Here is a 14,484-nt window from a genome sequence, read left to right as displayed (position 1 = left end):
GCTTTGCCAGGAGAAATGCATATGAACGTTATCGCCATCATGAATCACATGGGTGTCTACTTCAAAGAAGAGCCTATCCGTGAACTGCATCAGGCGCTGGAAAGTCTGGATTTCCGCATCGTTTACCCTAACGATCGCGAAGACCTGCTGAAACTGATCGAGAACAACGCCCGTCTGTGCGGGGTGATCTTCGACTGGGACAAATACAACCTGGAGCTGTGCGAAGAGATCAGCCAGCTGAACGAGTACATGCCGCTGTATGCGTTCGCCAACACCTATTCGACGCTGGACGTCAGCCTGAACGATCTGCGCATGCAGGTGCGCTTCTTCGAATATGCGCTCGGCGCGGCAACCGACATCGCCGCCAAGATCAAACAGAACACCGACGAGTATATCGACACCATCCTGCCGCCGTTGACCAAGGCGCTGTTCAAATACGTGCGCGAAGGCAAATACACCTTCTGTACGCCGGGCCACATGGGCGGCACCGCATTCCAGAAAAGCCCGGTGGGCAGTATCTTCTACGATTTCTTTGGCCCGAACACCATGAAGTCGGATATCTCGATTTCGGTGTCCGAACTGGGATCGTTGCTGGATCACTCCGGCCCGCACAAAGAGGCGGAAGAGTACATTTCCCGCGTATTCAACGCCGAACGCAGCTATATGGTGACCAACGGCACCTCCACCGCCAACAAGATCGTCGGCATGTACTCGGCGCCAGCGGGCAGCACGGTGCTGATTGACCGTAACTGCCACAAGTCGCTGACTCACCTGATGATGATGAGCGACATCACGCCGATCTACTTCCGTCCGACCCGCAACGCCTATGGCATCCTCGGCGGTATTCCGCAGAGCGAGTTCCAGCGCGCCACCATCGCCAAACGCGTGAAGGAGACCCCGAACGCCACCTGGCCGGTGCACGCGGTGATCACCAACTCCACCTATGACGGCTTGCTGTACAACACCGACTTTATCAAGAACACCCTGGACGTGAAATCTATCCACTTCGATTCCGCCTGGGTGCCTTACACCAACTTCCACCCGATCTATAAAGGCAAGTGCGGCATGAGCGGCGGCCGCGTGGAGGGCAAGGTGATCTATGAAACCCAGTCCACCCACAAACTGCTGGCGGCCTTCTCGCAGGCTTCGATGATTCACGTGAAGGGCGACATCAACGAAGAGACCTTCAACGAAGCCTACATGATGCACACCACCACCTCGCCGCACTATGGCATCGTGGCGTCGACCGAAACCGCTGCGGCGATGATGAAAGGCAACGCCGGCAAGCGCCTGATCAACGGCTCTATCGAGCGCGCGATCAAGTTCCGCAAAGAGATCAAACGCCTGAAAGTCGAATCCGACGGCTGGTTCTTCGACGTCTGGCAGCCGGAGCATATCGATGAGCCGGAATGCTGGCCGCTGCGTTCCGACAGCGCCTGGCACGGCTTCAAGAACATCGATAACGAACACATGTATCTCGACCCGATCAAGGTCACCATTCTGACGCCGGGGATGAGCAAGGAAGGCGAGATGCAGCCGTTCGGTATCCCGGCCAGCATCGTGGCGAAATACCTCGACGAACGCGGCATCATCGTCGAGAAAACCGGGCCGTACAACCTGCTGTTCCTGTTCAGCATCGGCATCGACAAAACCAAGGCGCTCAGCCTGCTGCGCGCGATGACCGACTTCAAACGCTCGTTCGATCTGAACCTGCGGGTGAAAAACATGCTGCCTTCGCTGTATCAGGAAGCGCCTGATTTCTATGAAAACATGCGCATTCAGGATCTGGCGCAGAACATTCACCGCCTGGTGGAGCAACACAACCTGCCGGACCTGATGTATCGCGCGTTCGAAGTGCTGCCAACCATGGTGATGAACCCGTACCAGGCGTTCCAGAAAGAGCTGCACGGCGAAGTGGAAGAAGTCTATCTGGAAGAGATGGTCGGCAAGGTCAACGCCAATATGATCCTCCCATACCCACCGGGCGTGCCGCTGGTGATGCCGGGCGAAATGCTGACCGAGGAGAGCCGGCCGGTGCTGGAGTTCCTGCAGATGCTGTGCGAAATCGGCGCGCATTATCCGGGCTTTGAAACCGACATTCACGGCGCCTATCGTCAGGCGGACGGACGTTATCGGGTGAAAGTGCTGAAGGCGAAATAACCGCAGCCAATAACAGGGGAGGCGCTCGCGCTTCCCCTTTGTCGTTCACCGACTGATGGGAGACCTCCATGAAAACACCCTCACAGCCGCGCGCAATCTACTATGTCGTAGCCATACAAATTTGGGAATATTTCAGCTTTTACGGCATGCGTGCGTTACTGATTCTCTATCTGACCCACCAACTCGGCTATACCGACAGCCACGCCATCGATCTCTACAGCGCTTACGCTTCGTTAGTTTACGTCACTCCTATTTTGGGCGGCTGGCTCGCCGACCGCCTGCTGGGCAATCGCGTCGCGGTGATTGCCGGTGCGGCGCTGATGACGCTGGGGCATATCGTGCTCGGCCTGAGTGCGGTCTCCGCCCAGTCGCTCTATCTGGCTCTGGCCATCATCATCTGCGGCTACGGCCTGTTCAAATCTAATATCAGCTGCCTGCTGGGCGAGCTGTATCCGGCGCAGGACTCGCGCCGCGAAGGGGGCTTCTCGCTGCTGTACGCCGCCGGCAACGTCGGTTCCATTTTGGCGCCGATCGCCTGCGGGTTGGCGGCCGAGCGCTATGGCTGGCACGTCGGCTTTGCGTTGGCCGGGATCGGCATGTTCGCCGGCCTGGCGATCTTCCTGCTCGGCGGGCGCCACTTCCGCCATACCCGCGGCGTGAATGCACCGCTGATGCGCGCCAAAAGCCTGGGTTTGCCGCACTGGGGTTGGCTGTTGGCGGCGCTGCTGGCATCGCCGCTGTTCTTCACGCTGCTGTTTGTGCACGACTGGGCCGGCTATTTGCTCGGGCTGGTATGCGTGGCGGCGGTGGTGCTGGTGGCGCGCATTATGCTGCGTGCGGACGCCGGCCAGCGCCGGGGGCTGTGGCAGATCGTTGTGCTGATGCTGCTGGGCACGTTGTTCTGGGCTTTCGCCCAGCAGGGCGGCAGCTCCATCAGCCTGTTTATCGATCACTTCGTCGATCGGCGCTGGTTCGGCTGGACGGTGCCGACCGCGCTGTTCCAGTCGGTTAACGCCTGTGCGGTGATGCTGGGCGGCGTGGCGCTGGCATGGCTGGCGAGCGGCGACGGTACGGGCGATCGCACGTTGCGCATCTGGTGCAAGTTCGCCTTCGGTCTGCTGTTGATCGGCGTCGGCTTTACGCTGATGGCGCTCAATACGCGGCTGCACGGGCCGGGATCGATGGGGCTGATGATCGCCGGCCTGGCTGTGATGGGCTTCGCCGAACTGTTTATCGATCCGGTGGCGATGGCGCAGATCACCCGGCTGAATATCCCCGGCGCCACCGGCGTGCTGACCGGTATCTATATGCTGGCGACCGGCTCGATCGCCAACTACCTGGCGGGCATTATTGCCAATCAGACCGCCGAGGATCACATCGAGGGTGCGGCGATGCAGGCGTATGGCCGCATTTTCGCTCAGATCGGCTGGGGAGCGGCCGGATGCGCGCTGGCGGTGATCGCGGTGCTGGGCGGCTGGTGGTTGCTGGCGCGGCGCCAGGCCCGGACGGTTAATGCTTGATTGATGACGGTAGGCGGGGTTAACGTGCAGCTATGTAGAAGTGACAAAGCCTACCGATGAATACTGATCAATTAACGACGCGGGTGGCAGACCAGTTGGGCGCGCAGCAGCGGCTGCTGGTGGCGTTCAGCGGCGGCCTGGATTCCAGCGTACTGCTGCATGTGCTGGCGGCCTTGCGCCGCCAGCGTCCGGCGCTGCAGCTGCGTGCGCTGCACGTGCATCACGGCCTGAGCGCCTTTGCCGACCGCTGGGTTGAGCATTGCCGCAGCCGCTGTGCCGACTGGCAGATCCCGCTGACGGTGACGCACGTGCAGGTGGACGCCCGCCAGGGCGGTATCGAAGCGGCGGCGCGTGCAGCGCGCTATGCCGCCTTCAGCGCCGCGCTGACGGAGGGCGAAGCGCTGCTCACCGCTCAACACCTTGACGATCAAAGCGAAACCTTCCTGTTGGCGCTCAAGCGCGGCAGCGGGCCGGCGGGGCTGTCGGCGATGGCGGCGCGCGCGGCGTTGGGCGAGCACCTGCTGTTGCGGCCGCTGTTGGGCTGTTCGCGTCAGACGCTGGAAAGCTACGCGCAACGCCACGCCTTAACCTGGATCGATGACGACAGCAATCAGGACACGCGCTTCGATCGCAATTTCCTGCGGTTGCAGGTGCTGCCGCAGCTCAATCAACGCTGGCCGCACTTCGCCTCGGCGGTGTCGCGCAGCGCCGGCCTGTGCGCCGAGCAGGAGCAACTGCTGGACGAACTGCTGGCGGAACCGCTGCAAAGCCTGTTGGCGGCGGATCGCTCATTGGCGATTGACGGCCTGACAGACTGTTCGCCGGTGCGGCGCTTCGCCTTGCTGCGGCGCTGGATCGCATTGTTTAACGTCACTATGCCGGCGCGTGAGCAGCTTCAGCGCCTGTGGGAAGAGGTGGCGCTCAGCCGGGAGGATGCCGAACCGCAGCTGCAGCTCGGCGCCTATCAGATTCGCCGTTTCCGCGGCCGGTTGCACCTGTTGCCGCCGCTGGCGGCGCTGCGCGATGTGCATCTGCCCTGGCAGCCTGACCAGCCGCTGACGTTGCCGGACGGGCTGGGGCAGTTGATTCCCGGTGAGGGCGAGCTGGTGCTGCGCGCACCGCAGCCATCGCAACAGGTCAGCGTTCGGTTCGGCGGCGTGCAGGGTGTGGTGCGCATCGTGGGGCGCGCCCATTCGCGGCCGATAAAAAAACTGTGGCAGGAGCTGGGTATTCCGCCCTGGCAGCGTGAACGCATCCCGTTGATTTATTATGATGAGCAGCTGATCGCCGCGCTGGGCGTATTCGTCTGTGAAGCGGGGCAGGTGCCGGAAGGCGAACGCCCGTGGCGGCTGCGCTGGGAAAAAAATCATAATAGCGAGGAGCAATGATGAAGTTTGTGGGGATCACGCTGTTGGCCACCGGCCTGTTCAGCCTGCCGGCGTTGGCGGCGGGGGATGCGGCCGCCGGCCAGGCGAAAGCCGCCGCCTGCGCGGCGTGCCACGGCGCGCAGGGCAAGGTGACGGTGCCGATGTACCCGAATCTGGCCGGGCAGAACGCCATGTACCTGCAGCACGCGCTGCAGGCGTATAAGAAAGGGGAGCGCAACGGCGGCCAGGCTGAGGTGATGAAGGCCTATGTGTCGGGGCTGTCGGATGACGATATCGCCGATCTGGCGGCCTTTTACGCCAGCCTGAAGCCTTAAATGACGAGGGCAGCCGTTGGGCTGCCCTGTTGGGATGGGGTTACCGCTGCTCAGTCCGACAGACTGACGACCACGGTACCGATTTCCGGATGACTGAAACTGCTGATATGGTCAAGGCGCAGGTCGCGCTGTTGGCCGTTCTGTTCGATGGTCAGATACTCAACGCGTTTCTTTTGCAGCAGGTCGATCGCCTTGGCCTCGATCACTTCTCCGTCGCGTAACTCCAGCTTCAGAATAAGTTTATGCTGACAGGCGAGTTCCAGGTTGTCGTAGTCATCGCAATTGATGGGTTGGTACTCATCATTCATCAACATAGTCGCTCACCAATAAGTTAGCGGCGGCAAAGGCCGCCTGTTCCCTAACGGAGGACGGTAGCGCGTCGTTCGCTGCGACATCGTCCAATGCCTTTAACGCACAAGCCAGCGCATCAGGCACGTAGCCAAGATCTCCACTGCCAATCTCGGCGTAAGTACGGCGTACTAACTCACAGTATTGTTGCACAGTTTCCTCCCTTAAGAACCTCTGCATCATCAAGACCGCTCTCGCGATGAGGCGCAGGCTCTCGGAGTTTTATCCTATCCTAGACGACTATAGCACAGCTGTTATGGAGTTATCAGCACCCTGGCACGCCTTTCGCACTGCCGCGGCCTGGCCGCGCTGGCGGGGTTTGGCCCTGATCAAGTACACTGTCGCCGGATAATAACGAGGTCACCCATGGCGCTGAAAGCAACCATTTATAAAGCCGCGGTCAATATTGCTGATATGGATCGTCACTTCTACCACGACGCCACGCTGACGCTGGCGCAACACCCGTCCGAAAACGAGCAGCGCATGATGCTGCGCTTGCTGGCCTGGATCTGCCATGCGGACGAACGGCTGGTGTTCACCAAAGGGCTGAGCGCCGACGACGAGCCGGAGATCTGGCAGCGCAACGACCACAATGGGCTGGAAATGTGGATCGAGATGGGATTGCCCGACGAGAAGCGCATTCGCAAGGCCTGCAACCAGTCGCCGCGCGTGGTGCTGTACGCTTACGGCGAGCGCGCCGCGCACGTATGGTGGCAGGGAATGCAGGGCAAGGTGGCCGGCCACAAGAACCTGAGCGTGCGTTTCCTCGACGACGAACAGCTGGCGCGCCTGACGGCATTGGCCAGCCGCACCATGACGCTGCAGGCGACGTTGCAAGAGGGAACTATTTGGCTGTCCGATGCTCAGAATAGTCTGGAAATCCAGTTTGCCGAGTGGCAGCAGGCACAGGTGTGACCGGTGCTTGAACTGTCAAGAAACGTAGCCATACCGGATAATGAGCTGGAATTGACGGCGATCCGCGCGCAGGGCGCGGGCGGCCAGCACGTGAACAAAACCTCAACGGCGATCCATTTGCGCTTTGACATCCGGGCATCCAGCCTGCCAGAGTATTATAAGGAACGGCTGCTGGCGCTGAATCATCATCTTATTACCGCTGATGGCGTGGTGATTATCAAGGCGCAAGAGTATCGCAGCCAGGAATTGAATCGCGAAGCGGCGTTGGCCAGGCTGGCCGCGCTGATTCGGCAGGCGATGGTGGTGGAAAAAACGCGCAAGGCGACCAAGCCCACGAAAGGGGCCAAACTGCGTCGCCTGGAAGGCAAGGCGCGTAAAGGCGCCACCAAGGCGCTGCGTGGCAAGGTTCGCACTTAGGAATACATGAACACAGTAGGAGAATAACTGTGAAAAAAATTACGGTAGCCCTGTTCCTCGCGGCAGGCGCACTCTCGTTGTTGGGATGCAACAATCATTATCAACCGAAGGAACAACCGCTGCAGCCGATGCCGCAGAGCTATCAAGGGGTGTTGCCTTGCGCCGATTGCGGCGGTCTGGATACGGCGCTGTTCCTGGATGAGGACGGCACCTTCGTGCTGCAGGAAACCTATCGCGGCACCAAAGACGGCGATCAGACCTTTGCCGATTACGGTAAATGGGCGCGCACGGCGGATAAACTGGTGCTGACCGACAGCAACGGCGAAAAACGCTACTTCCGCCCGGTGGGCAAGAGCCTGGAAATGCTGGATCGCAGCGGCGTGCCGATCGAGTCCAAGCTGAATTACCGCCTGGATCCGGTTGAGAAGCCGTTGCCTAAAACGCCGATGACGTTGAAAGGCAGCTACACCTATATGGCGGACGCGGCCGTCTTCAAGGACTGCGCGACCGGCAAAACCTTCCCGGTGGACAACAACATCGCGCTGGAGCAAGGTTACGCCAAAGCATACAAGACCGCCGGTGAGCCGGTATTCCTGACGTTCAGTGCGCACTTCAGCGTGCAGCCGTCGATGGAGGAAGGTCTGACCGAAAAGGCGCTGGTGCCGGACGGTAAAATCGCGTTCGACCGCAGCAAGAACTGCAGCAGCAAATAAGCAATTTCGGATATAAAAAAACCCGCCTGAGCGGGTTTTTTATTTTCTGACGTTCGTCGCTTAGCGTTTGATCTGGCCCAGCAGGAAATCAACGATTTCGCCGGTTTTGATCATTTGCTTCTCGCCGACGCGGCGGTTCTTGTACTCGATCTCTTCGTTGTCGAGGTTGCGATCGCCGATAACGATAGAGTGCGGCACGCCGATCAGCTCCATATCCGCGAACATCACGCCCGGACGCTCTTTGCGGTCATCGAGGATCACGTCGATGCCGTGGGAGCGCAGGGTGTTGTACAGCTCTTCGGCCAGCGCCTGCACGCGGAACGACTTGTGCATGTTCATCGGCAGGATCGCTACCTGGAACGGCGCGATGGCGTCCGGCCAGATGATGCCGCGTTCGTCATGGTTCTGCTCGATGGCGGCGGCCACGACGCGCGTAACCCCGATGCCGTAGCAGCCCATGGTCAGCACCTGGTTACGGCCGTCTTCGCCCTGCACGGTCGCTTTCATCGCTTCCGAGTACTTGGTGCCGAGCTGGAAGATATGGCCCACTTCGATGCCGCGTTTGATCAGCAGCGTGCCCTGACCGTCCGGGCTGGCGTCGCCTTCCACCACGTTACGGATATCGGCCACCTGTGGCAGCGGCAAGTCGCGCTCCCAGTTGATGCCGAAGTAGTGTTTGCCGTCAACGTTGGCACCGGCGCCAAAGTCGCTCATCGCCGCTACGCTGCGGTCAGCAACCACCGGCATCGGCAGGTTGACCGGGCCGAGTGAACCCGGGCCGGCGCCGACGATGGCGCGAATTTCTTCTTCGGTGGCGAAGGTCAGCGGCGCGGCAACCTGCGCCAGCTTCTCGGCCTTGATTTCGTTCAGCTCGTGATCGCCGCGCACCAGCAGGGCAACCAGCTTGTGGCCGCTCTCTTCGGTGGCGCGCACCATCAGCGTCTTCACGGTTTTTTCCACCGGCAGCTGGAACTGCTCGACCAGCTCAACGATGGTTTTGGCGTTTGGCGTATCCACCAGGCGCAGCGCTTCGCTGGCCGCCGAGCGTGGAGCCGCCGGCGCGACCGCTTCCGCCAGCTCGATGTTGGCGGCGAAGTCGGAGCCGGTGGAGAACACGATATCGTCTTCACCGCTGTCTGCCAGCACCTGGAATTCGTGCGAGGCGCTGCCGCCGATCGAGCCGGTATCGGCCTGCACCGGGCGGAAATCCAGACCCATGCGGCTGAAGATTTTGCTGTACGCTTCGTACATCGCGTCGTAAGTCTCTTGCAGAGACTCCTGCGAGGTATGGAAGGAGTAGGCATCCTTCATCAGGAACTCACGGGAACGCATTACGCCGAAACGCGGGCGCACTTCATCACGGAACTTGGTCTGGATCTGGAAGAAGTTCAGCGGCAGCTGTTTGTACGAGCTGATTTCGTTGCGGATCAGATCGGTGATCACTTCTTCATGCGTCGGGCCCAGCACGAACGGACGATCGCCGCGGTCGACGAAGCGCAGCAGCTCGGGGCCGTATTGCTCCCAACGGCCGCTTTCCTGCCACAGATCGGCAGGCTGAACCACCGGCATGGACACTTCGATCGCGTTAGCATTGTTCATTTCTTCGCGAACGATGTTTTCAACCTTTTTCAGAACGCGCAGGCCGGTCGGCAGCCAGGTGTAAAGACCGGAGGCCAGCTTGCGGATCATCCCGGCGCGCAGCATCAGCTGGTGGCTGATCACTTCGGCGTCGGCAGGTGTCTCCTTCAATGTGGAGAGCAGATATTGGCTAGTACGCATGGTGTTTTGGTTCCGTTAGAACTGCAAATTGCATCGGGCTGCCAGAGTGGCGGCCAAAAGTGACAAAAGTGGTTTAGTTTACCAGCGCGAGCGGGTCGCCAAAAGAGAGGCGGCGGAATTTTAACGCGGGTCGAGCGCCAACACTTCGGTATGACCGTCCACGACGCGCCAGCGCACGTTGAAATCCAGCAGCCAGACGGCGTAATCCCGTTCGACGTCCTCTCCTTTACGATAGGCGGGACGGGGATCTTGCGCCAGCACCTGGCTGATAAAACGCCTTAATTGCGGATAACGCGCCTGATGTTGCTGCAGCTGCTGCTCGGCCTGAGGCGCGAAACGCACCGGCATATCGCCGGCGGGCGCGGCCTGGGCAAAACCGGCGCGGGCCTGCGGTTGGCTCTCGGCGAACGGCAGATAAGGCTTGATGTCCACCACCGGGGTGCCGTCGACCAGATCGAGGCTGCCCAGCTCCAGCGCCACTTCGCCGTTTTTCACCCGCACGCCTTTTAGCTCAATGAGGGACATGCCGAGCGGGTTGGGGCGGAAGGTGGAGCGGGTGGCGAACACGCCCATGCGGGCATTGCCGCCTAAACGCGGCGGGCGCACCGTCGGCCGCCAGCCGCCTTCCAGGGTTTGATGGAAAATGAACATCACCCACAGATGGCTGAAATCGCTGAGGCCGCGTACCGCCTCCGCCTGGTTGTAAGGTGGCAGCAGCAGCAGTTCACCGCCACCGTCTTCGACCAGCCCCGGCTGGCGGGGAACGGCGAATTTTTCTTTATATGGCGAGCGGATCACGCCGATCTGCTCGAAAACGAATTCGGTCATTTGGACGAGACGTTAAGCGCCGAGCCCTGGCAGACGGCCTGCTGGTAACAACCGGCGACACCGCTGACAATCTGGCAGTCGTGCAGCAGCACGGCGTTGGCCTTCATGTAAGACGCGCGGATCTGCATGCGTTTACGGGCGGTGGCCAGATTCGGTGGGGAGTCTTGTACGGTGGTTTGGCACGATTCGCCGGACACTTCACCCAGATCGCGGAATGGCTTGCCCACGAGCTCTTCTGCACTTTTGTACAGTTTTACCGGAGCGGGGCGGGCGGCCGGCGTGGTTTTGGCCGGGGCGGTAGTGGTCGGCTTGCTGGTGCTGTTTGTTGAGGACGGCGCGATACGTTGCGATGAACATCCGGCCAGCGCGAGCGCTAACAAACAGAGAGGTAAAACACGCATTGAGATTCCTCTGCCTTAATGAAAGTGGCGCTATTGAAGCAATCTATGGCGGAAATAACAAGACGGGCCTTGGCCCGTCTTGCAATTATAGGAATAAAATTGGCGAATAAGCGCTTACCAGCCTTTCACCGCACCGCCGTTGAAGATTTTGTTGGCGGCGGCGTCCACTTCGTCAGACTGATAGGCCTGTACGAATTTCTTCACGTTTTCCGCATCTTTGTTATCTTCGCGCGCAACCAGCAGGTTGACGTAAGGCGAGTCTTTATCTTCCACGAACAGGCCGTCTTTCGCCGGCGTCAGACCGATCTGGCTGGCGTAGGTGGTGTTGATCACCGCCAGCGCGATCTGCTGATCGTCCAGAGAACGCGGCAGCTGAGGCGCTTCCAGCTCAACCAGCTTCAGGTTTTTCGGGTTCTCGGTCACGTCCAGCACGGTCGGCAGCAGGCCAACGCCGTCTTTCAGTTTTATCAGGCCGACTTTCTGCAGCAGCAGCAGCGAACGGCCCAGGTTGGTCGGATCGTTAGGCAGTGCGATCTGAGAACCCTCTTTCAGCTCGTCCAGCGATTTGATTTTCTTGGAGTAACCGGCGATCGGGTAAACAAAGGTGTTGCCGACCGGCACCAGCTTGTAGCCGCGATCTTTGATCTGCTGATCCAGATATGGCTTGTGCTGGAAGGCGTTCAGGTCGATATCGCCTTTGCTCAACGCTTCGTTAGGCAGCACGTAGTCGTTGAAAGTGACCAGCTCAACGTCCAGACCGTATTTCTCTTTCGCCACTTTCTGAGCCACTTCGGCCACTTGCTGCTCAGCGCCGACGATCACGCCGACCTTGATGTGGTTCGGATTCTTTTCATCCTGGCCGCAGCCCACCAGAGCCAGAGAGCCGATCAGTGCGCCAATTGCCGCGATGGATTTAAATTTTAACGACATATCCCTTCCTCATTAGACTCGCATTAACATGCTGTGAAACTATTTATGGGTAACGGCTTTGACGATGCGATCGCCGCAGAATTGGATCAGATAAACCAAAACTACCAGTAATACTAATACGGTATTCATCACTGTGGCGTTATAACCGATATAACCGTATTGGTAACCGATTTGGCCCAGACCGCCGGCGCCGACCGCGCCGCCCATGGCGGAGTAGCCCACTAGGGTGATCAGCGTGATGGTCGCGGCGTTGACCAGGCCCGGCAGGGCTTCCGGCAGCAACACTTTCTTGATGATCTGCATCGGCGTGGCGCCCATGGCGCGCGCCGCTTCCACCAGACCGGACGGGATCTCCAGCAGGGCGTTTTCCACCATGCGCGCGATGAACGGCGCGGCGCCCACGGTCAACGGCACGATGGCCGCCTGCAGACCGATAGAGGTGCCGACGATCATGCGGGTAAACGGAATCATCCAAACCAGCAGGATAATGAACGGGATAGAACGGAAGATGTTCACCAGCCCGGACAGGATTTTATACAGCGAGTTGTTGGCGATGATCTGCCCCGGGCGGGTGACATACAACAGCACACCTACCGGCAGGCCGAGCACGAAACCGAAGAAGCCGGAGACAAAGGTCATCATGACGGTTTCCCACACGCCACGCGCCATCAACCACATCATTGCCTCAGACATAACCCAGAACCTCTACTTTTACCTGATTTTCCTGCAGGAACTTAATCGTCGCCAGCGCGTTTTCGTCGCTGCCGTGCAGCTCCGCCAGCATCACGCCGAATTTCACGCCGCCGGCATAATCCATCTGGGCGCTGATAATGTTGTTGTTCACGTTGAAGCGGCGAGCGGCTTCAGACAGCAGCGGCGCATCGACCGACTGGCCGGTGAACTCCAGGCGCAGCAGCGGTTGGCGGTCGCCCTGACGCTCCGGCGACAGGCGCGCGGCGTAGTCGTCCGGAATATCCAGATGCAGCGTGGACTGAATGAACTGCTGGGCCAGCGGGGTTTTTGGGTGCGAGAACACTTCGCTGACGCTGTCTTTTTCGATCAGTTGCCCCTGGCTGATGACCGCGACCTGGTCGCAGATGCGTTTCACCACGTCCATTTCATGGGTGATCAGCAGAATGGTCAGGCCCAGCCGGCGGTTGATGTCTTTCAGCAGTTCCAGGATGGAACGGGTGGTGGCCGGATCCAACGCGCTGGTGGCTTCATCGCACAGCAGCACTTTAGGATTGCTGGCCAGCGCGCGGGCGATCGCCACGCGCTGTTTCTGGCCGCCGGACAGATTGGCCGGGTAGGCGTCGTGCTTGTCCGCCAGGCCGACCAGCTCCAGCAGTTCGGTCACGCGCTTTTTGATCTCGGCGCGCGGCGTATTGTCCAGCTCCAGCGGCAGCGCCACGTTGCCGAACACCGTGCGGGAAGAGAGCAGGTTGAAGTGCTGGAAGATCATGCCGATTTGGCGACGGGCGCGCGTCAGTTCACTTTCCGACAGCGAGGTCAGATCCTGACCATCGACCAGCACCTGGCCGGACGTTGGGCGCTCCAGCATGTTGGCGCAGCGAATCAGCGTGCTTTTACCGGCGCCGGAGGAACCGATGACGCCATAGATTTGCCCGGCAGGGACGTGAAGGGTCACGTCAGAGAGCGCGGTAATGGTGCGCGAACCCTGCTGGAACACTTTAGTGATGTTAGAAAGTTTAATCATATTCTTCTTATTTTAGCGTGGTTGCCCGTGGCTAGATAAAAGTAAACCTCGGCGTGGAACCAAGGTATGAGTCAGATGTTAAGGCGTCTAGACGTCCAAGTCAACGGCCTGCGACGTTCTCCGGCGTTCTCAGTGCGGGGTAAAACATGCGATACTGTCAGCGTATACAGGCCCTCAGGAGCAAAGCGGTGACACAAAGCGTTCCAGCAATTTTTCTCGATCGTGACGGTACGATTAACGTTGACCATGGCTATGTCCATGAAATCGACAACTTCCACTTTATTGACGGCGTGATTGACGCCTGTCGCGAACTCAAAAAGATGGGCTTCGCGCTGGTAATGGTGACCAACCAGTCCGGCATTGCGCGCGGCAAGTTCAGCGAAGACCAATTCATGTACCTGACCGAGTGGATGGACTGGTCGCTGGCCGATCGCGACGTCGACTTCGACGGCATCTATTTCTGCCCGCACCATCCGGAGGCGGTAGTAGAAGAGTATCGTCAGGTGTGTGACTGCCGTAAACCGCAGCCGGGCATGCTGCTGCAAGCACAGCAGGAATTGAACATCGATATGGCCGCTTCTTATATGGTGGGCGATAAACCGGAAGATATGCAGGCGGCGATCGCGGCCGGCGTCGGCACCAAGGTGCTGGTGCGTACCGGCAAGCCGGTGACGGAGCAGGGCGAAAAGCTGGCCGATTGGGTGCTAAATAGCCTGGCGGACCTGCCTGAAGCCATCAAAAAGCGGGTTTAATAGGCGTTACGAATGAATAGTGAGCGGTCAGATAAAAAATGCATATTATCGCTTGTCATTCTGAACCGGCTCCCTATAATGCGCCTCCATCGACACGGCGCAAGTGATTCACTTCACACAGCGGCCGGGAAGAAAGAGAAAAAATCCTGAAAATTAGGGTTGACTCTGAAAGAGGAAAGCGTAATATACGCCACCTCGAGTTAGCAAGCGAAAGCGCCTAACTCACTGCTCTTTAACAATTTATCAGACAATCTGTGTGGGCACTCCACAAGACGATATCCAGCATCTTCGGATGCAAAAAA

16 protein-coding genes are annotated in these 14,484 nt (G+C 59.3%); 8 read left to right on the top strand and 8 right to left on the bottom strand.

The features are described 5' to 3' along the window. Positions 1 to 21 precede the first annotated feature (21 nt). The 4 genes from cadA to ACSBQQ_RS21885 all read left to right on the top strand — a co-directional run bounded on the left by cadA (position 22) and on the right by ACSBQQ_RS21885 (position 5,382). Entirely contained in the window at positions 22 to 2,160 is a 2,139-nt protein-coding gene (cadA, locus tag ACSBQQ_RS21900) for a lysine decarboxylase CadA (protein ID WP_033649815.1), read from the top strand. A 68-nt stretch (positions 2,161 to 2,228) separates the two neighbouring features. Beyond that, positions 2,229 to 3,680 carry a dipeptide permease DtpD gene (dtpD, locus tag ACSBQQ_RS21895; RefSeq protein ID WP_033649816.1) on the top strand — a complete coding sequence of 484 codons (1,452 nt, stop codon included), beginning with the start codon at positions 2,229 to 2,231 and terminating at the stop codon, positions 3,678 to 3,680. 56 nt (positions 3,681 to 3,736) lie between these two features. Continuing rightward, positions 3,737 to 5,068 (top strand): tRNA lysidine(34) synthetase TilS, encoded by a 1,332-nt coding sequence (gene tilS, locus ACSBQQ_RS21890; protein ID WP_033649817.1) that lies wholly within the window; start codon positions 3,737 to 3,739, stop codon positions 5,066 to 5,068. Next, positions 5,068 to 5,382 (top strand): c-type cytochrome, encoded by a 315-nt coding sequence (locus tag ACSBQQ_RS21885; protein WP_033649818.1) that lies wholly within the window; start codon positions 5,068 to 5,070, stop codon positions 5,380 to 5,382. Before tilS ends, ACSBQQ_RS21885 begins: the two co-directional genes overlap by 1 nt. Before the next feature lie 50 nt (positions 5,383 to 5,432). Here the strand turns inward: ACSBQQ_RS21885 and rof are convergent, their stop codons facing one another. Together rof and ACSBQQ_RS21875 are read right to left on the bottom strand one after the other, a co-directional pair. Beyond that, entirely contained in the window at positions 5,433 to 5,696 is a 264-nt protein-coding gene (gene rof / locus ACSBQQ_RS21880; RefSeq protein WP_004931991.1) for a Rho-binding antiterminator, read from the bottom strand. After that, positions 5,683 to 5,883, bottom strand: a complete 201-nt coding sequence (locus ACSBQQ_RS21875) for a YaeP family protein (RefSeq protein WP_004931993.1) — start codon at positions 5,881 to 5,883, stop codon at positions 5,683 to 5,685. The genes rof and ACSBQQ_RS21875 overlap by 14 nt, the downstream gene beginning before the upstream one ends. A gap of 213 nt (positions 5,884 to 6,096) precedes the next feature. Here ACSBQQ_RS21875 and ACSBQQ_RS21870 point away from each other — a divergent pair, with 213 nt between their 5' ends. The 3 genes from ACSBQQ_RS21870 to nlpE are packed head-to-tail and all read left to right on the top strand — an operon-like array spanning position 6,097 to position 7,775. After that, positions 6,097 to 6,645 carry a YaeQ family protein gene (locus ACSBQQ_RS21870; protein WP_033649819.1) on the top strand — a complete coding sequence of 183 codons (549 nt, stop codon included), beginning with the start codon at positions 6,097 to 6,099 and terminating at the stop codon, positions 6,643 to 6,645. 3 nt (positions 6,646 to 6,648) lie between these two features. Further along, positions 6,649 to 7,062, top strand: a complete 414-nt coding sequence (gene arfB / locus ACSBQQ_RS21865) for an alternative ribosome rescue aminoacyl-tRNA hydrolase ArfB (RefSeq protein WP_028127523.1) — start codon at positions 6,649 to 6,651, stop codon at positions 7,060 to 7,062. Positions 7,063 to 7,091: 29 nt separating this feature from the next. After that, complete coding sequence (gene nlpE, locus ACSBQQ_RS21860) at positions 7,092 to 7,775, top strand: envelope stress response activation lipoprotein NlpE (RefSeq protein ID WP_033649820.1); 684 nt, start codon at positions 7,092 to 7,094, stop codon at positions 7,773 to 7,775. A gap of 60 nt (positions 7,776 to 7,835) precedes the next feature. On the opposite strand, the gene proS is transcribed toward nlpE, so the two are convergent. The 6 genes from proS to metN form a co-directional block, all read right to left on the bottom strand. After that, complete coding sequence (proS, locus tag ACSBQQ_RS21855) at positions 7,836 to 9,554, bottom strand: proline--tRNA ligase (RefSeq protein WP_033649821.1); 1,719 nt, start codon at positions 9,552 to 9,554, stop codon at positions 7,836 to 7,838. Between the two features lie 120 nt (positions 9,555 to 9,674). Then, positions 9,675 to 10,382, bottom strand: a complete 708-nt coding sequence (gene tsaA, locus ACSBQQ_RS21850; protein ID WP_039569840.1) for a tRNA (N6-threonylcarbamoyladenosine(37)-N6)-methyltransferase TrmO — start codon at positions 10,380 to 10,382, stop codon at positions 9,675 to 9,677. Further along, on the bottom strand, positions 10,379 to 10,783 hold the full coding sequence (rcsF, locus tag ACSBQQ_RS21845) for an Rcs stress response system protein RcsF (protein WP_025304011.1): 405 nt from the start codon (positions 10,781 to 10,783) through the stop codon (positions 10,379 to 10,381). Before rcsF ends, tsaA begins: the two co-directional genes overlap by 4 nt. A gap of 114 nt (positions 10,784 to 10,897) precedes the next feature. Continuing rightward, entirely contained in the window at positions 10,898 to 11,713 is an 816-nt protein-coding gene (locus ACSBQQ_RS21840; protein ID WP_049213629.1) for a MetQ/NlpA family lipoprotein, read from the bottom strand. Between the two features lie 39 nt (positions 11,714 to 11,752). After that, positions 11,753 to 12,406: a methionine ABC transporter permease MetI gene (locus ACSBQQ_RS21835; protein ID WP_004932010.1), complete on the bottom strand. Its 654-nt coding sequence runs from the start codon at positions 12,404 to 12,406 to the stop codon at positions 11,753 to 11,755. Beyond that, positions 12,399 to 13,430, bottom strand: coding sequence for a methionine ABC transporter ATP-binding protein MetN (gene metN, locus ACSBQQ_RS21830; protein WP_060429308.1), 1,032 nt, complete (start codon positions 13,428 to 13,430; stop codon positions 12,399 to 12,401). Before metN ends, ACSBQQ_RS21835 begins: the two co-directional genes overlap by 8 nt. A 188-nt stretch (positions 13,431 to 13,618) precedes the next feature. Between metN and gmhB the strand changes: the two genes are divergently transcribed. After that, on the top strand, positions 13,619 to 14,182 hold the full coding sequence (gene gmhB, locus ACSBQQ_RS21825; RefSeq protein WP_033635715.1) for a D-glycero-beta-D-manno-heptose 1,7-bisphosphate 7-phosphatase: 564 nt from the start codon (positions 13,619 to 13,621) through the stop codon (positions 14,180 to 14,182). Positions 14,183 to 14,484 lie beyond the last annotated feature (302 nt).

Origin of the sequence: Serratia sp. G204Y (assembly GCF_051172435.1) — a bacterium.
Taxonomy (GTDB): Bacteria; Pseudomonadota; Gammaproteobacteria; order Enterobacterales; family Enterobacteriaceae; genus Serratia; species Serratia sarumanii.
This window is presented reverse-complemented; position numbering and strand designations above follow the sequence as displayed.

Excerpts from the sequence above, each read along its gene's own strand:
- cadA (WP_033649815.1), top strand. The coding sequence starts at position 22 with ATGAACGTTATCGCCATCATGAATCACATGGGTGTCTACTTCAAAGAA.
- dtpD (WP_033649816.1), top strand. The coding sequence starts at position 2,229 with ATGAAAACACCCTCACAGCCGCGCGCAATCTACTATGTCGTAGCCATA.
- tilS (WP_033649817.1), top strand. The coding sequence starts at position 3,737 with ATGAATACTGATCAATTAACGACGCGGGTGGCAGACCAGTTGGGCGCG.
- ACSBQQ_RS21885 (WP_033649818.1), top strand. The coding sequence starts at position 5,068 with ATGAAGTTTGTGGGGATCACGCTGTTGGCCACCGGCCTGTTCAGCCTG.
- rof (WP_004931991.1), bottom strand. The coding sequence starts at position 5,696 with ATGTTGATGAATGATGAGTACCAACCCATCAATTGCGATGACTACGAC.
- ACSBQQ_RS21870 (WP_033649819.1), top strand. The coding sequence starts at position 6,097 with ATGGCGCTGAAAGCAACCATTTATAAAGCCGCGGTCAATATTGCTGAT.
- proS (WP_033649821.1), bottom strand. The coding sequence starts at position 9,554 with ATGCGTACTAGCCAATATCTGCTCTCCACATTGAAGGAGACACCTGCC.
- tsaA (WP_039569840.1), bottom strand. The coding sequence starts at position 10,382 with ATGACCGAATTCGTTTTCGAGCAGATCGGCGTGATCCGCTCGCCATAT.
- rcsF (WP_025304011.1), bottom strand. The coding sequence starts at position 10,783 with ATGCGTGTTTTACCTCTCTGTTTGTTAGCGCTCGCGCTGGCCGGATGT.
- ACSBQQ_RS21840 (WP_049213629.1), bottom strand. The coding sequence starts at position 11,713 with ATGTCGTTAAAATTTAAATCCATCGCGGCAATTGGCGCACTGATCGGC.
- ACSBQQ_RS21835 (WP_004932010.1), bottom strand. The coding sequence starts at position 12,406 with ATGTCTGAGGCAATGATGTGGTTGATGGCGCGTGGCGTGTGGGAAACC.
- metN (WP_060429308.1), bottom strand. The coding sequence starts at position 13,430 with ATGATTAAACTTTCTAACATCACTAAAGTGTTCCAGCAGGGTTCGCGC.